This is a genomic window from Sphaerisporangium sp. NPDC051017, assembly GCF_040683095.1.
Classification (GTDB): Bacteria; Actinomycetota; Actinomycetes; order Streptosporangiales; family Streptosporangiaceae; genus Sphaerisporangium.
In genome coordinates, this window is record NZ_JBFBCI010000032.1 from 49,714 (window position 1) to 72,211 (window position 22,498).

A 22,498-nucleotide genomic window follows, 5' to 3' on the forward strand; every position below is an offset into this window, starting at 1 on the left:
ATGTCGTGGCAACGCTTCTTCGAAGCCCGCCAGTGCCTGACCCTTCGCCGGGGCCGGGGGCCTGGAGACCTCGTCCTGTTGGCGGACGACACAGGGGACGGCCCCCGAGCGTCGGTGTGGGACGTACGGGCGAACGTGACCCGGCCCGTGACCGGGAAGGTCGGCGACGCGGAGAACGCCGTGCTGACCGCCGCGGGCGACGCCGTGCTGAGCCACCACTCCGACGACGACGGCTCCGAGATGGGCCACCTCATGTCGACCTGCCTGGCGACGGGCGCGGTGCGCGACCTGACCCCCGACCTGCCGCCGTACACGCTGCGCGGCATCGACGTGGCCCGGGAGGGCGACCAGGTGGTGCTCACCGCCGTCGCGGAGGACGGGTTCAGCCTGTGGCTGGTCGCGGGCGGACCGCCCAGGCGGCTGTTCACCTCGCGGAACGAGACGTGGAACGGCCTGATCTCCGCCGACGGGACGCTGGCGAGCGTCGACACCACCGACCACAACCCGAGCGTGCGGCGCTTCGGGGTGACCGTACTCGACACCGCCTCCGGGAACGTCCTGGCGTTCCTGTCCGACGGCGTGGACGGCCCCGTGCGCGCGGTGCGCTTCTCCCCCGTGCCCGGCGACCCGCGCGTGCTCGTCTCGACGGAGCGGACCGGGTTCGCCCGGCCCTGCGTCTGGAACCCCCTCGACGGGAGCCGTCTGGACCTCGACGCCGCGCACCTGACCGGCGACGTCGTGCCTCTGGACTGGTCCGACGACGCGGCGCGCGTGCTGCTCGCGCACGTGGACGGCGGCGTCCACCGCATGCTCGAACTCGATGTCCACACCGGGGAGGTGACACCCGTCGACCACCCCTCGGGCGCCTACTTCGAACCTGACGTCGCCGCGACGCACCTGAACATCTGGGCCTCCCACTACGGCGCGGACGGCATCCGGCTGCTGCGCCAGCGCTTCGACGTCCCCCTGACCGTCCTGGGCGTCGATCGGGCCGGCGCCACCACCACGGTGCTGCGATCCGACACCGCCTCCGCCGGTGTCCGCGCCGTCTCGCGCACAATCCGTTCCGCCGACGGCACGCCGCTACAGCTGTGGACCTGCGCGCCGCCCGGCGCCACCGCCCCCGGACCGGTCGTCCTCTACCTGCACGGCGGCCCCAACATGGTGACGGTCGACCGGTACAACCCGCAGGCGCAGGCCTGGCTCGACGAGGGCATCGGCTACGCGGCGCTGAACTACCGCGGCTCGGTCACCTTCGGCCGCGACTTCCGCGAGGGGTTCCGCCCGTCGCTCGGCGACCGGGAACTGGAGGATGTGGATGCCGCCGTCGAGTGCCTGGTGGCCGAGGGGATCGCCGCCAGGGACCAGGTCTTCGTCACGGGCGTCTCCTACGGCGGCTACCTGTCGCTGCTGGCGATGGGCCGCCGGCCCCACCTGTTCGCGGGCGCGCTGGCCTTCGTGCCGATGGCCGACTGGCTCGCCGCCTACGACGACATGAACCCCGCGCAGCGGCGGGCGTGCCGGTACTTCATCGGCGGCTCCCCCGACGAAATGCCCGACGCGTACCGGAGGGCCTCTCCCATCACCTACGTCGGCGACGTCCGCGCGCCCGTCTGGATCAGCCACGCCACCCACGACACCCGCTGCCCGGCGCGTCAGGTCCACGACTACGCCCTGGCCGTCGAGCGCGCCGGTGGCGACGTCGTCCTCGACTGGTTCATCGGCGGCCACGAGACCAGCAGCAGGGACCATGCCATCGCCGACCAGCGGCGCATGCTGGGCCTGGTGCGGTCGGCGCTGCGGGGCGAACGCTGGTCCACCGGCCCCGTGACACCCCCTCCGGCCGGGTGACCACGGCAGACCTCAAGGTGGATGGCGGCGGAGGAGTCAGCGGGCGAATTCGGTGGCGCGGGATTCTCTTACCACGGTGATGCGGATTTGGCCGGGGTAGGTCAGTTCCTCTTCTACCTGCTTGGCGACGTCGCGGGCGATGACCTGGGCCTGGATGTCGTCGATCGCCTCGGGGCGGACCATGACCCTGATCTCGCGGCCGGCCTGCATGGCGAAGACCTTCTCGACGCCGTCGTAGGACTGGGCGATCTCCTCCAGCCGCTCCAGCCGCTTGACGTACGCCTCCAGGGACTCGCGGCGGGCTCCCGGGCGGCTGCCGCTGATGGCGTCGGCGGCCTGGGTGAGCACCGCCTCGACCGTGCGGACCTCCACCTCGTTGTGGTGCGCCTCGATGGCGTGGACGACGTCCTCGTGCTCGCCGTACCGGCGGGCGATCTCGGCGCCGATCAGGGCGTGGCTGCCCTCGACCTCGTGGGTGAGCGCCTTGCCGATGTCGTGCAGGACCGTGCAGCGCTTGAGCATCATCGGGTCTAGGCGCAGCTCGGAGGCCATGATGCCGGCGATGTGCGCCGACTCGACGAGGTGCTTGAGGACGTTCTGCCCGTAGGAGGTGCGGTAGCGGAGCTGGCCGAGCAGCATGATCAGCTCGGGGTGCATGTCGGTGATGGCGAGCTCGACCAGCGCGTCCTCGCCGGCACGCACGCAGAGGTCCTTGACCTCCTCCTTGCTGCGCTCGTACGCCTCCTCGATGCGCTGCGGGTGGATGCGGCCGTCGAGGACGAGCTTTTCGAGGGTCAGCCGGGCGGTCTCCCGCCGGACCGGGTCGAAGCAGGACAGGAGCACCGCTTCGGGCGTGTCGTCGATGATCAGGTTGACGCCGGTGGTCGACTCGAAGGCGCGGATGTTGCGGCCCTCGCGGCCGATGATGCGGCCTTTCATCTCGTCGCCGGGCAGATGGAGCACGCTCACCACGGACTCGGCGGTCTGCTCGGTGGCGACGCGCTGCACGGCCAAGGTGACGATCTTGGTGGCGCGCTTCTCGCCTTCCTTGCGAGCCTCGCTCTCGATCTCCCTGACGATCAGCGCGGCCTCGCGCTTGGCCTGGTTCTCGATGGTCGTGACCAGCTCGGCCTTGGCCTGGTCGGCGGTCAGGCCGGCGACGCGCTCCAGGATCTCGCGGCGCTGGTCCTCGACGTGGTCGAGCTCGGCGCGCCGCCCGGTGAGCTCGGTCTCGGCCTCGGTGAGCTTTCTGGCGGTCTCGGCCTGCCTGCGGGTCTCCTCGTCGAGCCGCTCCTCGCGCTCGGCGAGGCGGTGCTCCCGGCGCTCCAGGTCGGACCTGAGCTCCTTGAGCTCGGTCTTGAGGACGCGGGACTCGTCCTCGACCTCCTTGCGCATGCGCAGGGCGTTCTCGGCGGCCGCCTCGGCCTTGCCGACCATCTCACCGGCGTCGGTCTCGGCCTTGACGCGGATCTCCAGCCCTTCGCGCCGCGCCTGTTCAAGCTCGGCGTGGACGTCCGCGAGCTGCTCGGCGGTCGGGCCGCGCCTGCCGGTGCGGTCGCCGCCGATGCGGCGTATCAGCACGACCAGGGCGACGATCGCGATGAGCGCCAGCAGGACAACGGCTACCGCCAGCATGATCACGATCGTCGAATCCATGCGCGCCAACCCTCCTCGCGTCGCGAGCTTGAGCACGCGAGGGCCACACACGCGGCACGGACTCGCCCGAGCGGGCGATTCTTGTCAGACAAATATGTCCAACGCCCGGACACGAAGGCATCCGGCCGCTGGGTGTGATCGGTCTAAATCGTCCGTCGAACACCGTTATGGCAATCCGCACTGCGCGGAGTAGCTCCTCACTGTGGTCGAGATTAAGCGTCAGAGAGGTAACGAGCAAGCAAAGTCCGCCCGTCAAGCCAGTTTTGTACCCTAGGCCCGGCTGGACGAGGTCCGCCGCCACCGACATCGCGCCCGATGAATCCCACTATGTCGCACAGGGGGCGAAAAGTCTGCTTAACGCCACTCGGGCGGTGCTTCGCCCCAGCCTCTCGGTACACGCCCGGTTCGGATATTTTTCGCCAGGCACGGCACGTTCGCCGGGCGCGAGGGTATGGGGGCGCCATGGCAGAGATCGGTTACACGCTCATGTGCGAGCAGACTCCCACCCGGCGGCTGGTCGATGACGCCGTCAGCGCCGAGCGCGCGGGGTTCGACTACGAGGCCATGTCCGACCACTACTTCCCGTGGCTCGAGGAGATGGGCCACTCGTCCTACGCCTGGTCGGTGCTGGGCGCGGTAGCCCACGCCACCGAGCGCATCCCGCTGATGACCTACGTCACCTGCCCGATCATGCGTTACCACCCGGCCGTGGTGGCCCAGAAGGCCGCCACGATGGGCGCGCTGTCGGACGGACGTTTCACGCTGGGACTCGGCGCGGGTGAGAACCTGAACGAGCACGTCGTCGGCCGGGGCTGGCCCCCGGTGAACATCCGCCACGAGATGTTCGGCGAGGCCGTCGAGATCATCCAGGCGTTGTTCTCCGGGGACTACATCAGCTACCGGGGCGACCACTACACCGTCGACTCGGCCAAGCTGTACGACCTCCCGGACGAGCCGGTGCCGGTCGGCATCGCGGCCTCCGGGCCGCAGTCGGCCGACCTCGCCGCGGAGTACGGCGACGCGCTGATCGCGGTCCATCCCGACGCCCACCTGGTCGACCGCTTCCACGCCACCGGCGGCGAGGGGAAGCCCGTCTACGGCCAGGTCGCGGTCTCCTACGACACCGACGTCGAGGCGGCCAAGGAGCGGGCCCACCGGCTGTGGAGGTGGTTCGCCGCGGACTGGAAGGTGCTCTCTGAGCTACCGGCTCCGGTGAACTTCGCGTCGTACGCGAAGTTCGTCCGCCCGGACGACGTCGCGTCCCAGGTGCCCTGCGGCGACGACCCGGACAAGGTGGTGGAGGCCGTGAAGAAGTTCATCGACGCGGGCTTCACGCACGTCGCGCTGGTGCAGATCGGCGCCGAGCACCAGCAGGAGTTCCTCACCTGGGCGGAGAAGGAACTCCTCCCGGCGCTCCGCGATCTGTGACGGCCCAGGACCCGCGACGGGTTACCGGAAGATCTGCTGGTAGAACGCCAGCTCGGCGGCGAGGGCGGCGCTCCTGGTCTCGGCGCGGCCGAAACCGTGCCCCTCGCCTTCGAAGGACAGGTAGGTGCACGGGACGCCGCGCTCGTTGAGCACCGCCACGAACTCCTCGGCCTGCGCCGGCGGCACCACGAGGTCGTCCTGGCCCTGCATCAGCAGCATCGGGCAGTCGATCTGGCCCGCCCGGGACAACGGCTCCCGCGTGGCGTACAGCGCGGCGTTCTCCGGGCCGACCAGCCATTCGACGTACCGGGACTCGAAGTCGTGCGTCGTGGCGGCCAGCGGCGCGAGAGCGCTGACGCCCGCGATCGAGACGCCGCCGCAGAACAGCCCGGTGGCGCAGCAGGCCGCCATGGCCGTCCAGCCGCCGGCGCCCGCGCCGCGGATCGCGATGCGCTCGGGGTCGGCGAGCCCGGCGGAGAGCAGCCACTCGGCGGCGGCGATCACGTCCTCGACGTCGACGGCGCCCCAGCGCCCCTTCAGCCGGTCGCGGTAGGCGCGCCCGTAGCCGGTGGACCCGCCGTAGTTCACGTCGATCACGCCGATGCCGCGGCTGGTGAGGAACGCCTTGTGCGGGTCGAGGGCGGTCACGCCGTGCGCGGCCGGGCCGCCGTGCGCGAACACGACGTACGGCGGCGCGACCTCGCCGAGGGTCACCGCAGGGTTGGCGGGGGAGTAGACGTAGGCGTGCACGCGGCGCCCGAACCGGCTGTGGATCTCGACGGGCAGGGGCACCGGCAGGTAGGCCGCGTCGGGCGGCTCGCCGATGTCGCTGCGCAGGCTCTCGGCGGTGTTCTCGCCGGTGTTCTCGGAGGTGCCGGTGCCGACGTCGACCCGCACCACCGACCGGGACACCGTCGCGGAGTAGGCGATGCCGCACACCGTGGAGCCGTCGGCGCCGAGGGACGGCTCCCAGCCGTCGTAGGGCTGCGGCGGGTGCGTCATCTCGCCCGTGCGGGGGTCGAGGACGCCGAGCCGCAGGTCGCCGCGCCCGTGCACGACCGCGAGCCGCCCGTCGGCGAGGACGGCGTACGGCGCGGCGCCGAGCTGCTGGGGCGCCCAGGCGAACTCCTCCTCGGCGGGGAACAGCGCGCGCGAGGACGAGCCGTCCAGGCCGGCCTCCTCCAGGTTCCACCACCCGGAGCGGTCGGTCAGCAGGTAGAGGTGGCCGGGCCCGTTCCACCGGGGCGCCAGCACCGACTCGGCGGGGCCGCCCATGACGCGCCACGACTCGCCGTCGGCGAGCCTGGTGACGCGCAGCTCGGTGCCGATCCAAGGCATGCGCGGGTGGTCCCAGCAGATGTACGCGAGGTGCTCGCCGTCCGGAGAGGGCGTGGGGGAGGCGTAGAAGTCGCTGCCCGTGACCCGCTGCCAGGGCTCGCCACCGCCGGGCAGCGGGATCGACACGATCGACCGGGCCACCTTGCCGTCGCCGCCGTGGCGTTCCTGGACGCACCACACCACGCCCGCGTGGACGGTCAGGTCGGCGTAGCGCAGCCCGCGCGCGACGTCGGGCTCGGGGGTGATCGGGCGGGGCGCCCCGCCGCCGGCGGGCAGCAGGTACAGCCGCTGGTCGGCGTGCTCGGCGAACACGACGTCGCCCTCGGGCGTCACGGCGTACGAGCGGCCTCCGTACTCGTGGACGCGGGTGCGCGCGTCCCAGGGCGCGGGCAGCAGCTCTCGGCACGTGCCGCCCGCGTCGCGGTGGACGATGGTGCGCCTGCCGCCTTCGGTGGGCCGTTCCTCCTCCCACCACATCTCGTCGCCGATGACCGTCGGGTTACCGGGCCGCACGCCGGACCGGACGACCTCGGCGGTGGAGATGGGCGAGGGCCAGGCACCGAACGGAGGAACGGGGCGCCCGGACATGCGCTCGGGGGGCATAGCCGAATCCTGCCGGAAAACGAGACGCGGTGTGGTCGCTACGGAGCCGCTCGTGTTCCCGGGTGGGTGCGCAAAGCGGGCGGGGAGGGATATTTCCCGGCGAGCGCGCCGAGATGGCGGATCACCGCGCGCCGCCAGGCGCCGTCGTCGAACATCGCGCGCAGGGCGTCGTCCACGCCCGCGCGAAGGTCGTCCCGAGCGACCGCGATGCCGTACGCCTGCCGCGCGAAGGTGTGCCCGACCAGCCGGACGGCCTCCGGCGAGCGGGCGGCGAACCCGGCGAGGACCGCCGCCTCGCCGGTGACCGCGTGCACCCGCCCGGAGGCGAGCCGCCGGGCGCACTCCTCCAGCGTCGAGACGGTCAGGAAGGCGCGCTGCCAGGCCGAGCCGAACCGGGCCACCAGGGGGCTGGGGGAGGCCGTGCAGACCCGCTTCTGGGTGAGGTCACGCAGGCGGCGGACGGACATGTCGCCCGCGCCCGCGAGGATGTCCTCGCCGGAGACCAGATAGGGCCCCGCGACGGACGCCGGGCCGGGGCCGTCCGCGGGCAGGGGTTCTCCCATGCTGAGGTCGGCGGGCGGGGAGGCCGGGACGGTCACGTAGCGCACCTGGTCGTCCCGGTAGCCGAGCCGCCGCGCGACGTAGCCAGCGACCTCGATCTCGAAGCCCGCGTAGCCGCCGGAGGGCGACAGATCGGCAAGCCCGGGACGTCCGGGGTGCACGCCGATCACGAGCGTGCCGTGGCCGCCTCCGCAGCCCGCGAGGAGGGCCGGCGCCGCGATGAGCGCCGCCACGAGCCCCGCCGGCAGCGCTCCTGACGGCCCGGCGCCGGGCCGGCGGCGGGTGGCCGGTGGCGGGAGGGGCCGCGTCCTGCTCATTCGCAGTATTAGAGCCGCCCGGCCGCGCACCCGCCCGCGATAAGGCGGAAGCTTTACGCGGCGCCGTTCCCGAGGCCCACGGGCGCAGTTCCCGAGGTGCATGCGGCGGAGTTGCCGAGGGCCGCGCGGCGCCGCCGTCCAAGGGGTACGCGGCGCCGCGCGAAGGCACGTGAACGGGCTACACGGTGCCGCCGCCCATGCCCACGGCGGTCGGCGCGCCGACCACGGTCGCGGTCGTCTTCGAGTTGCGCCGGCCCCGCCGTTCGAGCCGGTTGGCGACGTAGCTCAGGGCGAGGTTGATCGCGATGTAGACAAGCGAGATGACGATCGCGCTCGGGATGAGGTTGCCGAAGTTGGACGGGATCTGCTTGAGCCCGTAGTTCAGCAGTTCCTCGTAGGCGATGACCCACCCGAGCGCGGTGTCCTTGAGCAGGACGACCATCTGGCTCACGATCGCGGGCATCATCGCCGTCGTGGCCTGCGGCAGCAGGATGAGCCGCATGACGCCGCTCTTGCGCAGGCCCAGGGAGTACCCGGCCTCCGACTGCCCGCGCGGCACCGACAGGACGCCCGCGCGGAACACCTCGGCCAGCACCGACCCGTTGTACAGCGTCAGGCCGATCACCACGGCGGCGAAGGCCGGGACGCTGACGGTGTAGCCGCTGATCGTCGCGGGGCCCGCCTGGGCGAAGAAGATCAGCAGCAGCAGGGGGATCGCGCGGAAGAACTCGACGACCGCGGCCGCGGGCACGCGGATCCAGGCGTGGTCGGAGAGCCTGCCCAGCCCGAAGAGGACGCCGAAGACCAGCGCGAGCGCGGCCGACAGGAGCGCGGCCTCCAGCGTGGCGACGATGCCGGGGATGATCTGGCCCGTCCAGACCTGGGCCTGCAGGAACGGCTCCCACAGCCTGCCCTCGAACTGCCCCTTGTCGGCCAGCCCCTTGATCACCACGTACGCGATCGCGAGCAGGACGACGGCCGACATCAGGGTCAGGATGTTGTTGCGCAGCCGTGCCCGGGGACCCGGCGCGTCGAACAGGACGCTCGTAGTGCTCACGCGTCCCCCTTCCGTGTTGCGGGGGCGGTCATCGGCTCACCGCCATGCGCTTGGCCAACCAGCCGAAGAAGAAGCCGGTGGGCAGCGTCAGGACCATGTACCCGGCCGCGAATCCGAGGAAGATCGGCAGCGTGCCGCCGTAGTCGTCGATCATCTGTTTCATGACCGAGGACGCCTCGATGTAGCCGGCCACGATCACGATCGTCGTGTTCTTGATGAGCGCGATCAGGATGCTGCCCAGCGGGGCGATGACCGAGCGGAACGCCTGCGGGAGCACGACGAGCCGCAGCGACTGCGTGAACGTGAGCCCGATGGCGCGCGCGGCCTCGGCCTGCCCGGTCGGCACGGTGTTGATGCCGGACCGCAGCGCCTCGCACACGAACGATGCGGTGTACGCCGACAGGCCGAGGACGGCCCACCAGTAGTAGTTCGTCGACGAGTCGCCGGACAGGGTGTACTGCAGGGTGTCGCTCAGCCCGAGCGCGCACAGCAGCAGCACGAGCGTGAGCGGGGTGTTGCGCAGAATGTTGACGTAGACCGTCCCCGCGGCCCGCAGGACGGGCGTGGGGGATACCCGCATCGCGACCAGAACCGTCCCGAGGATCAGCGCCAGCAGGGCGCTCATCACGGTCAGGCGGATCGTCGCCCAGAAGCCGGTGAGGATCGTGCCGAACTCTTGCGCGAGCGGACTGAAGTCGAGAAGTGATTCCATCGTGCTCCACCGGAGACGGGGAGCGCCGGTGAGGAAGCCTCACCGGCGCCGGGAACGGGGGTCAGCTGCAACCCTCGGCGGGTGGCGCGCCGGTGGCCGTGAACTGCAGACCGGTTCCGCCGAAGTGCTTGTCGAACAGGTTCTTGATCGTCCCGTCCTGGTACATCTTCACGATGGCCTTGTTGACCGCCTCGCAGGTCTCCTTGTCCCCCTTCTTGAGGCCGACGCCGTACTTCTCGTCGGTGAACGGGGCGCCGGTGACCTTCAGCGAGGAGCCTTCGCGCTTGGCGAACCCGGCGAGGATCATGTCGTCGGTGGTCACGGCGTCGATGGCGTTGCCCTTGAGCTTGGTGACGCACTCCTCGTAGGCGCCGGCCGGGACGAGCTGGACCTCGACCTTCTTGTTCTCCTTGTTGGTGCCCTCGGCGATGTTCTTCCAGGAGTTGGAGCCGGTGACCTGGCAGATGCGCTTGCCCTTGAGGGAGTCCAGCGAGGTGATCGAGGTGTCGTCCGAGCGCACCAGCGTGTCCTGGTGGGCGATGTAGAACGGGCCGCCGAAGGTGACCTTCGGCTTGCGGGCCTCGGTGATGGAGTACGTGGCGACGATCATGTCGACCTGGCCCTGCTGGAGGAACGTCTCGCGGTTGGCCGAGCGCGCCTCCTTCCAGGTGATGCCGGACTCCGGAACGCCCAGTTCCTTGGCGAGGTACTTCGCCACGTCGACGTCGAAGCCCTCCACCGTGCCGTCGGGCTTCTTCAGGCCGAGACCGGGCTGGTCGTACTTGACACCGATGGTCAGCTTCTTGTCGTTCTTGGCCTTCTCGAGCGCCGACGTGGGTCCGCTGCCGCCGCAGGCGGCGAGGCTGCCGGCCAGTGCCGCGGCAGACAGGAGGATGGCCCCGATCTGTCGTGAACGCATGCGTGTACCTCAGCTTTCTTGGTGGTCCTGCCTGACGTGCGGTCGGTGCTCGCCACGATGCGGCGGAGGCGCCGGGATCGCGGCGATGGTATGGACGCCGACGCGGCGTCGCGAGGGCGACGTGCCGGGCGGCCTGCGAAGCCTGGGGAACCTGGGAACGCTGGGGGCTCGGTGTGCGGGAAGCATCAGTGGGTGAGGATCTTGGACAGGAAGTCCTTGGCCCTGTCCGTGCGGGGGTTGGTGAAGAACTCGTCGGGGGTGTTCTCTTCGACGATCTGGCCCTCGGCCATGAACACCACGCGGTTGGCGGCCCTGCGGGCGAAGCCCATCTCGTGGGTCACGACGACCATCGTCATCCCGTCCCGGGCCAGGCCGATCATGACGTCGAGCACTTCCTGCACCATCTCCGGGTCCAGCGCCGAGGTCGGCTCGTCGAAGAGGATCATCTTCGGGTCCATGGCGAGGGCGCGCGCGATGGCCGTGCGCTGCTGCTGGCCTCCGGAGAGCTGAGCCGGGTACTTCTGCGCCTGCGCGGCGATGCCGACGCGTTCGAGCAGTTCCATGCCGCGCTTCTCGGCCTGCTCGCGGCCGACGCCCCTGACCTTGATCGGCCCCAGCGTGACGTTCTCCAGGATCGTCTTGTGGGCGAACAGGTTGAAACTCTGGAACACCATGCCGACGTCGGACCGCAGGCGGGCCAGCGCCTTGCCCTCCGCGGGCAACGGCCTGCCGTCGAAGGTGATCACGCCGGAGTCGATGGTCTCGAGCCGGTTCATGGCGCGGCAGAGCGTCGACTTGCCTCCTCCCGACGGGCCGATCACCACGACGACCTCACCCCGGTCGACCGTCAGGTTGATGTCCCTGAGCACGTGCAGGGAACCGAAGTTCTTGTTGACGTTCTCGACTCTGACGAGAGGAGTCGCGTCCCCGTTCTCCGTCATGCTGGACAACGTAAGTGGTCAAGGCCGCCAGTCACTAACCGAGCGGTACCGATCGCATCACGGCCTGGTCACGGCGGGAAGAAATTCGGGACAGGTCGGTGAGAGTGCGGCGGACGTCCCGATGCGCCTACCCTTGTCTGTTGAGATGAGTGTCACCGAGGAGCGCGCCCGCACCTACGAGGTCCGCACGTACGGGTGCCAGATGAACGTCCACGACTCCGAGCGCCTGTCCGGGCTGCTGGAGGACGCGGGTTACGTCCGGGCGGACGACGGCGAGACGGCCGACGTGGTCGTCTTCAACACCTGCGCGGTGCGCGAGAACGCAGACAACAGGTTGTACGGCAACCTGGGGCACCTGCGCCCGGCCAAGGTACGCAATCCCGGCATGCAGATCGCCGTGGGTGGCTGCCTGGCGCAGAAGGACCAGGGCGAGATCGTCCGCAGGGCCCCATGGGTCGACGTGGTCTTCGGCACGCACAACATCGGCTCGCTGCCGATGCTGCTGGAGCGCGCGCGCGTCGCCGACGAGGCGCAGGTCGAGATCAAGGAGTCGCTGGAGGTCTTCCCCAGCACGCTGCCGACCAAGCGCGAGTCGCCGTACGCCGCGTGGGTGTCGATCTCGGTCGGGTGCAACAACACCTGCACGTTCTGCATCGTCCCGGCCCTGCGCGGCAAAGAGAAGGACCGCCGCCCCGGCGACATCCTCGGCGAGGTCCGCTCGCTGGTCGACCTCGGCGTCCTGGAGGTCACGCTCCTCGGGCAGAACGTCAACACCTACGGCGTGGAGTTCGGCGACCGCCTGGCGTTCGGCAAGCTCCTGCGCGCCTGCGGCGACATCGAGGGCCTGGAGCGCGTGCGGTTCACCTCGCCCCACCCGGCGGCCTTCACCGACGACGTCATCGCCGCCATGGCCGAGACGCCGAACGTCATGCACCAGCTCCACATGCCGCTCCAGTCGGGCTCCGACCGCGTGCTGAAGGCCATGCGCCGCTCCTACCGCGCCGAGCGCTACCTCGGCATCATCGAGCGGGTGCGCGCCGCCATGCCCGACGCCGCCATCTCCACCGACATCATCGTCGGCTTCCCCGGCGAGACCGAGGAGGACTTCCAGGGCACGCTGGAGGTCGTCCGCCGCTCCGGCTTCGCCAACGCGTTCACCTTCCAGTACTCGATCCGTCCCGGCACGCCCGCGGCCACGATGGACGGCCAGGTGCCCAAGGAGGTCGTCCAGGAGCGCTACGAGCGGCTCGTGGCCCTTCAGGAGGACATCTCCTGGTCGGAGAACAAGGCGCAGGTCGGCCGCACGCTGGAGGTCCTGGTGGCCGAGGGTGAGGGACGCAAGGACGACGCCACCCGGCGTATGTCCGGACGTGCCCCCGACAACCGCCTGGTCCACTTCGTCCCCGCCGATGGGGCGGTACCCCGGCCGGGGGACATGGTGACCGTCCAGGTCACCTACGCCGCGCCGCACCACCTCGTGGCCGACGGTCCCGCCCTGGCGCTGCGCCGCACCCGCGCGGGCGACGCGTGGGAGGCGCGCGAGAGCGCCGCCTGCGGCACGGGCGGGGGCTCCTCCGGCAAGCCGGGCGCGGTGTCGCTGGGCATGCCCGCGCTGCGCCGCTCCTGAGCCTGGACGCGCCTGACGCCGCTCGTGAAGCCGGTTCGTGCGACGGGCCGGTTCGGGTCCGGTCCGGGAAGCGGGTGGTGAAGCCGGTCCGGGTTCCGGCTTCGGGTCCGCTTGTGTGCCTATCGCCGTGCCTCCGGCACGGCGATTCGGGGCGCTCCTTCAGGCGGCGTTCTTCCGTCGTCACCCGGAAGGAGTTCGTTCCTCACCCCTTCCTCCCTCCTCCAGAACACCGCCGCGCCCCGAACATGGTCAGTCGCCACGGCTGCCCATCAGGCGGTCGCAGTAGTACCGGCGGAAGTCGGTGAACTTCGCGCACGGGTCTCCCATGGGGTAGGGAGGCCGGTCCTGGACGCGCGGGGGCGTCCGCGTAGTCGTCCCCCAGGGGTTCCTGGGCGGCTCGTGCCCGTTCTGCGGCGGGGAGGCCGTACGACGAGGGGACGGCGTCGCCGAGTGCCTGGGCTCGTGGACCCGCCTGTCGCGCGGCGCGGGCACCTGTTCGCCCGGCGGCGCGGGCACCCGCCCGTACGGCGGCTCCAGGGTGCGGGGCACCTGGGGTAACGCGCGGTTCCTGAGCGCTCCGGCCCGGGGCGCGTTCCGGTACGGCCCGCGGGCCTCGCCCCCCGCCGCGGAGGCCTTCCCCTTCTTCCCGGCGGCCCCGCCGTCCTCGCCGTCCTGTCCGGGGGCGCGCTGGACGGGGACGAGCGCCGTCCAGCCTCGCTCCGGCGGCTCGCCCCTTGTTTCATATCCGGAAATTTCCGGACCCTGGTATTCGAACGGCGACCCTGCTCCCGCGACGGACTCGGCGCCCGAGCGGGTGATCGGCGCGGTGTCCGCGCCTGGCGGACGCGGCGCCGGAAACTCCGGCGGGTAGGGCGCACCCGTCCCCGCTGGAACGGTTCCGCAGCTCATCGTCAGCCCCGCGAGGGCGAAGATCGCGGTCACTCCTGTGAAGGCGCCCGGTGTTCGACATGAGATCGGTCCAAGAGATGACAAGTCGTGATTCTTCCGTGATTGAGGTGCGCTAGCTGGTCCTATGTGGCTAGTGTGAACGACCACCCGCGGAAGCCGGAGCGCTTTCTCCCCGATAGGCCGCAGGAGTCACCACATGGATCGGCACGACCGTACGTCGCCGGGCCGTTACGACGAGTCCAGCCCTGTACTACCGACCGAATACCTCTCCACCGACGATTCCCCCGGTCCCCGTCAGGGCCGGCGCACCATAGCGATCAGCGCGGCCGTGGCCGTGGTCGCCGCCGCCGTCGCCGCGGGTGGGGTGGTCGCGCTCACGGGCGGCTCCTCGGCCGCCGAGCCGGTCTCCCAGAAGTCCTCGCTGCAGACCTACGGGCAGGACGGGACCGCCGACGCCGGCGACGCGACCGCCGCGGGCTCGAACGACGCGGGCCAGAACGACGCGTCTCAGGAGGACACCTCCGCAGGCTCCGCGTCCGGGGGATCGTCCGGCTCGGAGGGGTCGGGCAGCGGTAAGGGCGGAGCCCTCGACATCAACCGGTCCGGGGACGGCTCGCGCGCCGAGCACGCCGACCCGGTGGCCAAGACGGCCCCGCCCTCGGGCGGCCAGAGCGCGAAGACCAAGAAGAACTCCGGCACGAATGACGCGCAGGCGCCCCAGGGTGGCCAGGGCACGCGCCCCGGCCCGGACGGACCCGTCGGATATGTCGCCCCCTATCCGGAGCGGCCGGGCGCCTACGCCGGTGCCGGCGACGACTTCTTCCGCGACCTCGACCGGAGCGCCACGCCGACGGCCAAGCCCTCCGTGAAGCCGTCCGCCACGCCCACGAGCCGCCAGCGCCTCCGGCCGACGCCGAAGCCGACCCCGAAGCCGACCCAGAAGCCGACCGCGTCGCCCACCAAGAGCCCGACCAAGAGCCCCACCAAGTCGGCGCCCAGCCCGACCTCGAACGCCCAGGGCCCCTCGAACGTCGTGGCCGCCGAGGACGAGGTCGCGCGCCTGACCAACGCCGCGCGTAAGGACAACGGCTGCGGCCCCCTGCGCATCGACGAGAAGCTGCGCCGGGCGGCCCGCGGTCACTCCGACGACATGGCGGCCAAGGGCTACTTCGACCACAACTCGAAGGACGGGCGCACGCCCTGGGACCGCATCAAGGCGGCCGGTTACACCTCGTCGATGTACGCCGAGAACATCGCCAAGGGCCAGCAGACGCCCGCGGCAGTCGTCAAGGCCTGGCTGAACAGCCCCGGCCACCGCGCCAACATCATGAACTGCAAGCTGAAGGCCATCGGCGTCGGCGTGCACTTCGGCAGCGGCGGCCCGTGGTGGACCCAGGACTTCGGCGGCACCTGATCGGCACCTTGAGGTGGCGCGGAGGGCTAGCCTGATCGCGTGCTTGTCGCCGCTGCCGTATGCCCGCACCCGCCGCTGATCGTCCCCGAGGTCGCGGGCGAGGCCGCGCCCGAGCTGGACGGTCTGCGCGAGGCGTGCGTCTCCGCCGTCCGCTCGCTCGCCGCCGCCCGTCCGGACGCGCTGATCACGGTCGGCGGCGCCGGCGCCACCCGGTCCTACGGGCCGGACGCGGCGGGAAGCCTCGCCCCCTGGGGCGCGGATGTGCGGGTGGGGGACGGGACGCCGGTGCTGCCGCTGTCCCTCACGCTCGGGCGGTGGCTGCTCGGCCTCGCGGGCGCCGGGCTCCCCGCGTCCCACGAGGCCGTGGCCTCCGACGCCCCGCCCGAGGCGTGCGCGCGCCTCGGCGAGACGCTGGCGGGGCGCGGCGAGCGCGTCGCGCTGCTGGTCATGGGGGACGGCTCGGCGAGGCTCACCGTGAAGTCCCCCGGATACCTCCACCCGGACGCGGCGGCCTACGACGAGGCCCTCGCGCGGGCCCTCGCCGGCGTGGACGTCCGGGCGCTGGCCGCGCTCGACCCCGGCGAGGCGGACGAGCTGTGGGTGGCGGGCCGGGCCGCGTTCCAGGTCCTCGCCGGGGCGGCGGGCGACGACGCCGTGCCGGGCCTGGCCGGGGAGCTGCTCTACGATGAGGCGCCCTACGGCGTCGGCTATCTCGTCGCGCGCTGGCTTTCGCGGTGATCCTCGAAGATCGGGACTCCGGGACGCCCGGCCACCGTTACGGTGAGAAAGACGGGCAGGTCCGCCCGTCCAGGCGCACACGCGGATGGAAATGATCGGATGGTAGACGTCGCCTTCGCCGCCGTGCCGACCCGCGTCGGCACCGTCATGGCCGCCGTGACGCGGGCGGGCGTCGTGTCGGCCGCGTTCCGGGACGGCGTGCGGGCGCGCGGCTGGGTGCTGGAGAACCTGGACGCCACGCCGGTCGACGACCCGGCCCGCACCGTGCTGGTCCGGGAGGAGCTGGCCGCCTACTTCGCGGGCGAGCTGAAGGAGTTCACCGTCCCGATCGACTGGCGGCTGACGTCCCCGCTGCAACGCCGCGTGCTCGGCACTTTGTACGCGAACGTCCCGTACGGCAAGGTCATCACCTACGGCGACCTCGGGGCGGTCAGCCGTGCCGGGGTGGACGCGCGGGCGATCGGGCAGGTCATGGGCACCAACCCCATCCCGATCATCGTCCCGTGCCACCGCGTCGTCGCGGGCAACGGCATCGGCGGGTTCAGCGGCACCGGCATCGAGACCAAGCGCTGGCTGCTCACCCTGGAGGGCCACCTCCCGCCCACCCTCGACTGGGAGCTGTAGTGGAACGCCCGCCCGTCGTCGCCGTCGTCGGGCCCACGGCGGCCGGAAAGTCGGATCTCGCGGTCGATCTCGCGCTGCGTCTCGGCGGCGAGGCGATCAACGCCGACTCCATGCAGCTCTACCGGGGCATGGACATCGGGACGGCCAAGCTCACGCCCGCCGAGCGCCGCGGCGTCCCCCACCACCTGCTCGACGTCTGGGACATGGGCGAGACGGCGAGCGTCGCCGAGTACCAGCGCATGGTCCGCCCGCTGATCGACCGCCTGCGCGCGGCAGGAAGGGCGCCGATCCTGGTCGGCGGCTCGGGACTGTACGTCCGGGCCGCCCTGGACGACCTCGACTTCCCCGGCACCGATCCCGCGATCAGGGCCCGGCTGGAGGTCGAGCTGGACGAGGCCGGTCCCGAGGTCCTGCACCAGCGCCTGAAGGAGCTCGACCCGGTGGCCGCCGAGGCGGTGCTCTCCAGCAACGGCCGCCGCATCGTGCGGGCCCTGGAGGTCATCGAGCTGTCCGGACGGCCGTTCTCGGCGACGATGCCGTCCTACGACGCCGTCTACGACAGCGTGCAGATCGGCCTGCTCGTGCCGAGGCCCGTCCTGGACGAGCGCATCGCGCTGCGCGTCGACCGCATGTGGGAGGCGGGGTTCGTCGAGGAGGTGCGGGCCCTCGCCGCGCACGGGCTCGCCGGCGGGCGCACCGCGAGCAGGGCGCTCGGGTACGCGCAGGTCCTGCGGCACCTCGCCGGGGAGTGGACGGAGGACCAGGCCAAGCAGGAGACGGTCCGGGCCACGCGCCGGTTCGCCCGCCGCCAGGAGTCGTGGTTCCGGCGCGACCCCCGCGTCAGATGGCTGCCGTTCGACGCCCCTGACCTGCTCGAACGGGCGGCGGTGCTGATCGCGGCGTAGACTTCGGAGACATGCGCTTCGTAAAGGGCCACGGCACCGAGAACGACTTCGTCATCCTTCCCGACCCCGACGCGAGCCTGGAGCTCTCCGCGTCGCTGGTGTCCTGGCTGTGTGACCGGCGCGCCGGCATCGGCGCGGACGGAGTCCTGCGCGTGGTGCCCGCCAAGCTGAGCGCCGAGGCCGGCGAGATCCTCGACCGCGAGTCCGAGCGGGCGCCGCGCTCCGGGGACGCCCAGTGGTTCATGGACTACCGCAACGCCGACGGCAGCGTCGCCGAGATGTGCGGCAACGGCCTGCGGGTCTTCGCCCGCTACCTCGTCGACGCGGGGCTCGCCGAGCCGGGCGAGTTCGACGTCGTGACCCGCGCCGGGGTGCGGCACGTCAGCCTGGGCTCCGCCGGCGACGTCACCGTGGACATGGGAACGCCCGTGGTCGGGGGCGAGAGCTGGGCCACCGTGGGCGGCACCGAGTACACCGGCCTGGTCGTGGACATGGGAAACCCCCACCTGGCCTGCGTGACCGGCGACCCGGTCGGGCAGCTGGACCTGACCGCGCAGCCCGGTTTCGACCCCGCCGTGTTCCCGGCCGGGGTCAACATCGAGCTGCTCAACTCGGTGGGGGAGCGGCGGGTGGTGATGCGCGTCCACGAGCGCGGCTCGGGCGAGACGCGCTCGTGCGGCACGGGGTCGGTCGCGGCGGCGGTGGCCGCGGCGCGGCTCGCGGGTGAGACGCGGGGGCGGTGGGTCGTCGAGGTGCCCGGCGGGCTGCTCACCGTCACGCTCGACGGGACCACCAGCCTGCTGACCGGTCCGGCGGTCCTCGTCGCCTCCGGCGAGGTCACCGCGCACCACGCGTAGCGGCCGGAAGTGGTCGCCGCCCATGTCACTGCGCACCACGCGTAGCGGCCTCTTCCGTCATTCCGGTTGATCCAGCCCCTACCGGCCGTCGGCGGCCGTCCATCCCCACCGCACACGCCCGCATGTTTGGGGCAGGCTCGGTGAACTGGCAGACTGGCCTGCCATGGACGTGGACATCTGGGCCTGGGTCGCTGACACCCAACGGCAACTGCACGAAGCAGGCAACACCGGGCTCGCCATCGCCCTGGGCGACCTCCCCGCTCAGGCCTTCGAGGGCCGGTACCCCCAGCTCGACGTAATGGCTCCGGCGGTGGCCCAGCAGGCCGAGACGCTGGAACTGCCCTGGCTGGAGCTGTTCGCCCGGCACTGGCACCTGGTCGGCCGCATCGGCGACCGCGCCCAGGGCGCCGTCGCGCTCGGCGACGCGGAGGCGCTGGTCGAGTTCGCCGCGCGCGAGGACGTGAAGGAGTGCCCTTCCGTCCCCGCCGCCGCCGAGGTCCTGGCCGTCACGCAGGCCAACACCGACGGCCCCGGGTACGCCGCCGAGCGCCTCGCCGCGCTCGGCGCCGTCCTTGAGGGGGTGCGTCCCGGGACGCCCGCGTTCTGCGGCCTCGTCACGCAGTACGTCTCGGCGCTGCTCGACGGCGGGGAGGCCGCGCAGGCGGTCACCTACTACGAGTCCGCCGTCGCCGGGCACCGGGGAGCCGGGGGCCAGGTGAGCTGGGAGCTCGCCGCCATGGGCGTGCGCGCCCTGCTCGCCGCGAGCCGGGCGCAGGAGGCGCTCACCGAGCTCGACTCCGCCACGGAGTTCCCCGCCGAGGATCCTGTCGCCAAGGACCACCGCGAGGGCGTCCTGCGCGCGCTCGTGCTCGCCACCGTGGGCCGCTCGAAGGAGGCGCTGGACGCCCTCCCCGACCTCGACGTCGTCGGCGACCACCCGCGCGACTGGGTCGAGTGGGCGCGCGCCGTCCGCCTGCTCGACCAGGTGATCAGCAACACCTGGCAGCTCGGCCGGGTCATGCGCCAGTGGATGACCTACTTCGAGACCATGGGCGTCCACCGCGGGCGCGTCGAGCTGGCGCTGATCTCCGGCGACCTCGCCGTCAAGCGGCAGGGCGCCTGGCAGGCCCGCGCCCTCGCCGACCTCGCCGAGTCGTGGATCGGCTCGCTGCGCGCAGCCGAGGGGCTCGCCGAGCGCGTGGCCGAGCTGCGCGCCGCCGCCGACGCGGTCACGCCGCTGCCCCCGCCCGGCCCGCAGGACGAGCTGGTCGCCTACTTCGACGCCGCCGACGGCCACAACGCCGACCCCGAGCGCTGGGTGGGCTGGCTGTGGCCGCTGTCGGGCACCGACCTGCCGGCGACGCGCCGCCACACCACCACGCTCAGCTTCCTCGGGTACGCGCCGGTCGGCGCCGACATCCTGTGGAAGACGATCGTCGAGGACGGCGACCCCGCCACCGCCGAGGAGGAGGACATCGCCTACCTCACCGGCGTGCTGGTCGAGGCGGGCCAGGACGAGCGGCTGGAGCGCGTCGCCGCCCTGCTGCCCCCCGCCGGCTCCCACCTCGCGCTGGCCCGGCTGCACCGCGCCCGCGAGCGGTGGGCCGAGACGGCCGAGGAGGCCGAGAAGTCCCTCCAGGCGGGCGCCGAGGGCGCGATCGCGCTGGAGGCCCGCCGCATGCTCGCGGGCGCGGCCCAGCAGCTCGGCGACAACGCCAAGGGCGCGGCCGTGCTGCGCGAGCTGGTCGAGTCGGACGCCGGCGAGGAGGAAGACGTCTGGCGCATGATCGTCATGGCGACCGCCGCCGAGGACTGGCCGCTGGTCCGCGTGGGCGCCGCCAAGCTCGGCATGCAGCTGGCCACCGCCGAGGGGCCGATCGAGGAGGAATGGCACCTCGTCCGGGTCGTCCTGCCGGTCTCCGACGGCAGTCGCCGCGAGGTGCTGGCCCTGCGCACCGGGCCGGCCACCGCCCGTCTGCTCATCCCGCAGCCCCGTGGCATGGACTACAACGCGGGTGACGTCGTCGTCATCGACCCCCGGCCGCTGGAGCCGGTCCCCGAGGACGCCGAGGCGCAGGAGGGCTTCGTCATCCCGTTCGCGGCCGTGTCGATGCTGCGGCCGGGCGGGTACACGAGCTGGTTCTTCGACGGCGCCGCGCCGACCGAGGAGGACTGGACCGAGTTCAACGAGGTCATGGCCGAGCGCGGCTGGCCGATGTGGGTCTACAGCGACGAGAACTACACCGTCGCCCACCCGTCCACCGGCGAGCGGCTGGCGGGCGTGTACGGCTGGATCGCCGTGCCGCCGCAGGTCGGCCCGTCCGAGCTGGACGCCGTGCTGGACGACGCGACCGAGCGCTGGAGCCACCCGATGGCCTGGCTGGACCTGGCGCGCGCCGTGGGCGTCGAGGTCGAGCGGCACGAGCGCATCGTCAAGGAGTACGGCCTGTAGGGGCCTTACGCGGTGAGTGTGACGCGGGCGGCGCCCGGCTGGAAACGGCCGGGCGCCGCCCGCGTATGTCCTGACATGTCTGGAAAACATGGATTCGCCGGTTAAGGCGGGGTTTCCGGTGGTCGTAGCCGGGCGGGGGCATTGATAGGACTTGCCGTAATCGGGGTTTTCGCGGGTAGTTGCTATACCTAGGTATTACATTTTCTTTACCTGGGGGTGGCAGTGGGTCTGCGTAGATCTCGCGCGATCGTGGCCGGCGTCGCCGCGGCCGTCCTGCTGGCGGGGTGCGGCCCGATCGACGCGGGCGGTCCCGGCGACGGCGACGGCGGGGGCGGAGCGGCCGGCGGAGGCTCGCGAGGGTCCGGAGGCGGGGACGGCGGCTCCTCCGCGGGCATCAACCCGCTGGACAACCCCAATGGCACCGAGCCCGGCCTGGGCGCGATCACCTCGTCCAAGGACCGCTCGGCCGCCGTCAAGCTGATCGAGAAGGTGCCGACCAAGGGACGCGGGCCCAAGACCGGCTACGACCGCGACGAGTTCGGGTACGCCTGGGCCGACACCGCCGAGGGGATCCCGCTCGCGCGCAACGGCTGCGACACGCGCAACGACGTGCTGGCCCGCGATGGCGAGGACCTGAAGTACCGCTCGGGCTCCGACTGCGTCCTGATCTCGATGACCCTCGAAGACCCCTACACCGGCAAGGTCATCAAGTGGTCCAAGAGCGCCGCGGCCGAGGTGCAGATCGACCACGTCATGCCACTCTCCTACGACTGGCAGATGGGCGCGTCCCAGTGGAGCAAGGCCAAGCGGGTGCAGATCGCCAACGACCCGCTCAACCTCATGCCGGTGGACGGCCCCACCAACTCCGCCAAGGGGGACTCCGGCCCGGCGACCTGGCTCCCGCCGTCCAAGACGATCCGCTGCTCGTACGCCGTGCGTTTCGCCCAGGTGGCGTTGAAGTACGAACTGTCGATCACCAGCGCCGACAAGGACGCCATGCTCGCCCAGTGCCGCTGAGAGGTATTCGGGGCGCTGTGCCTATGGCCGCGCCTCCGGTACGGCGGTTCGGGGCGCCCCTTTGGGCGGCGTTCTTCCGCCCTCGGGCGCAAGGGATTGTTCCTCACCCTTGCGCCCGAGGACTCCGGAACACCGCCGTGCCTCGAACAGTCCTATGGCCGCGCCTTAGCCATGGCGGGTTCGGGACTTGTCGCCGTGCTTTGTGCTGACCTTGATGATCTTTCCGGTCTTGGCGGAGACGTAGACGCGGTACTCGGTGCCGTTCTTCTTCAACACCACCTTCCAGACGCGCTGCCCGTGCTCCGACTCATGCTCGACCTTGGTGACCCGGGCGCCCGGGACCCGCTTGGTGGCGATCACGACCGCCTGGCGGGAGCTGATCGCGGTGGTCGCCGTGGTCGGCGTCGGGGTGGCGGTGATCGCGGCCGTCGTGCCGGACGGGACCGCGGGGCGCGGCGCGGCCTCGGCGGCGGTGGCCCCGGCCCCGAGGACGGCCAGCGCTCCGGCGCCCGCGATGAGCAGCTTGACGGTCCTGCCTCGTGTGGTGCTCGTTGTGTTCGTCATGGCCCAAG

The 22,498-nt window shown here is 71.8% G+C and carries 19 protein-coding genes; 10 read left to right on the top strand and 9 right to left on the bottom strand.

The annotated features are described in order from the left end of the window. Complete coding sequence (locus AB0M95_RS24110; RefSeq protein WP_363768573.1) at positions 1 to 1,851, top strand: prolyl oligopeptidase family serine peptidase; 1,851 nt, start codon at positions 1 to 3, stop codon at positions 1,849 to 1,851. A 36-nt stretch (positions 1,852 to 1,887) separates the two neighbouring features. Here the strand turns inward: AB0M95_RS24110 and rny are convergent, their stop codons facing one another. After that, entirely contained in the window at positions 1,888 to 3,507 is a 1,620-nt protein-coding gene (rny, locus tag AB0M95_RS24115) for a ribonuclease Y (RefSeq protein WP_363768575.1), read from the bottom strand. A gap of 462 nt (positions 3,508 to 3,969) precedes the next feature. Between rny and AB0M95_RS24120 the strand changes: the two genes are divergently transcribed. After that, a complete protein-coding gene (locus AB0M95_RS24120) occupies positions 3,970 to 4,935 on the top strand; it encodes a TIGR03557 family F420-dependent LLM class oxidoreductase (protein WP_363768578.1) in 966 nt (321 codons plus the stop codon). 21 nt (positions 4,936 to 4,956) lie between these two features. On the opposite strand, the gene AB0M95_RS24125 is transcribed toward AB0M95_RS24120, so the two are convergent. The 6 genes from AB0M95_RS24125 to AB0M95_RS24150 form a co-directional block, all read right to left on the bottom strand. Beyond that, entirely contained in the window at positions 4,957 to 6,876 is a 1,920-nt protein-coding gene (locus tag AB0M95_RS24125; RefSeq protein WP_363768580.1) for a prolyl oligopeptidase family serine peptidase, read from the bottom strand. A 38-nt stretch (positions 6,877 to 6,914) separates the two neighbouring features. Continuing rightward, positions 6,915 to 7,754 carry a transporter substrate-binding domain-containing protein gene (locus AB0M95_RS24130; RefSeq protein ID WP_363768583.1) on the bottom strand — a complete coding sequence of 280 codons (840 nt, stop codon included), beginning with the start codon at positions 7,752 to 7,754 and terminating at the stop codon, positions 6,915 to 6,917. Positions 7,755 to 7,932: 178 nt separating this feature from the next. Further along, entirely contained in the window at positions 7,933 to 8,811 is an 879-nt protein-coding gene (locus AB0M95_RS24135; protein ID WP_363768586.1) for an amino acid ABC transporter permease, read from the bottom strand. A 28-nt stretch (positions 8,812 to 8,839) separates the two neighbouring features. After that, positions 8,840 to 9,523 carry an amino acid ABC transporter permease gene (locus AB0M95_RS24140; protein ID WP_358517540.1) on the bottom strand — a complete coding sequence of 228 codons (684 nt, stop codon included), beginning with the start codon at positions 9,521 to 9,523 and terminating at the stop codon, positions 8,840 to 8,842. Between the two features lie 61 nt (positions 9,524 to 9,584). Next, positions 9,585 to 10,442, bottom strand: coding sequence for a glutamate ABC transporter substrate-binding protein (locus AB0M95_RS24145; RefSeq protein ID WP_363768589.1), 858 nt, complete (start codon positions 10,440 to 10,442; stop codon positions 9,585 to 9,587). Between the two features lie 185 nt (positions 10,443 to 10,627). Beyond that, on the bottom strand, positions 10,628 to 11,383 hold the full coding sequence (locus AB0M95_RS24150) for an amino acid ABC transporter ATP-binding protein (RefSeq protein WP_363768592.1): 756 nt from the start codon (positions 11,381 to 11,383) through the stop codon (positions 10,628 to 10,630). 145 nt (positions 11,384 to 11,528) lie between these two features. On the opposite strand from AB0M95_RS24150, the gene miaB reads away from it, so the two are divergent. Beyond that, positions 11,529 to 13,010, top strand: coding sequence for a tRNA (N6-isopentenyl adenosine(37)-C2)-methylthiotransferase MiaB (gene miaB / locus AB0M95_RS24155; protein WP_363768595.1), 1,482 nt, complete (start codon positions 11,529 to 11,531; stop codon positions 13,008 to 13,010). A gap of 249 nt (positions 13,011 to 13,259) precedes the next feature. On the opposite strand, the gene AB0M95_RS24160 is transcribed toward miaB, so the two are convergent. Continuing rightward, positions 13,260 to 13,952, bottom strand: coding sequence for a hypothetical protein (locus AB0M95_RS24160; RefSeq protein ID WP_363768598.1), 693 nt, complete (start codon positions 13,950 to 13,952; stop codon positions 13,260 to 13,262). Between the two features lie 163 nt (positions 13,953 to 14,115). Between AB0M95_RS24160 and AB0M95_RS24165 the strand changes: the two genes are divergently transcribed. The 7 genes from AB0M95_RS24165 to AB0M95_RS24195 all read left to right on the top strand — a co-directional run bounded on the left by AB0M95_RS24165 (position 14,116) and on the right by AB0M95_RS24195 (position 21,926). Next, complete coding sequence (locus tag AB0M95_RS24165) at positions 14,116 to 15,333, top strand: CAP domain-containing protein (RefSeq protein ID WP_363768601.1); 1,218 nt, start codon at positions 14,116 to 14,118, stop codon at positions 15,331 to 15,333. Between the two features lie 39 nt (positions 15,334 to 15,372). Further along, complete coding sequence (locus AB0M95_RS24170; RefSeq protein ID WP_363768604.1) at positions 15,373 to 16,071, top strand: class III extradiol dioxygenase subunit B-like domain-containing protein; 699 nt, start codon at positions 15,373 to 15,375, stop codon at positions 16,069 to 16,071. A 99-nt stretch (positions 16,072 to 16,170) separates the two neighbouring features. After that, on the top strand, positions 16,171 to 16,695 hold the full coding sequence (locus AB0M95_RS24175) for a methylated-DNA--[protein]-cysteine S-methyltransferase (protein ID WP_363768607.1): 525 nt from the start codon (positions 16,171 to 16,173) through the stop codon (positions 16,693 to 16,695). Beyond that, positions 16,695 to 17,600: a tRNA (adenosine(37)-N6)-dimethylallyltransferase MiaA gene (miaA, locus tag AB0M95_RS24180; protein ID WP_358517553.1), complete on the top strand. Its 906-nt coding sequence runs from the start codon at positions 16,695 to 16,697 to the stop codon at positions 17,598 to 17,600. Before AB0M95_RS24175 ends, miaA begins: the two co-directional genes overlap by 1 nt. An 11-nt stretch (positions 17,601 to 17,611) precedes the next feature. Next, positions 17,612 to 18,457: a diaminopimelate epimerase gene (gene dapF / locus AB0M95_RS24185; RefSeq protein WP_363768610.1), complete on the top strand. Its 846-nt coding sequence runs from the start codon at positions 17,612 to 17,614 to the stop codon at positions 18,455 to 18,457. A gap of 163 nt (positions 18,458 to 18,620) precedes the next feature. Then, complete coding sequence (locus AB0M95_RS24190; protein ID WP_363768613.1) at positions 18,621 to 20,909, top strand: tetratricopeptide repeat protein; 2,289 nt, start codon at positions 18,621 to 18,623, stop codon at positions 20,907 to 20,909. 249 nt (positions 20,910 to 21,158) lie between these two features. Next, positions 21,159 to 21,926, top strand: coding sequence for an HNH endonuclease family protein (locus AB0M95_RS24195; protein WP_363768616.1), 768 nt, complete (start codon positions 21,159 to 21,161; stop codon positions 21,924 to 21,926). Between the two features lie 165 nt (positions 21,927 to 22,091). Here AB0M95_RS24195 and AB0M95_RS24200 read toward each other — a convergent pair whose 3' ends face one another. After that, on the bottom strand, positions 22,092 to 22,490 hold the full coding sequence (locus AB0M95_RS24200; protein WP_358517560.1) for a PepSY domain-containing protein: 399 nt from the start codon (positions 22,488 to 22,490) through the stop codon (positions 22,092 to 22,094). Positions 22,491 to 22,498 lie beyond the last annotated feature (8 nt).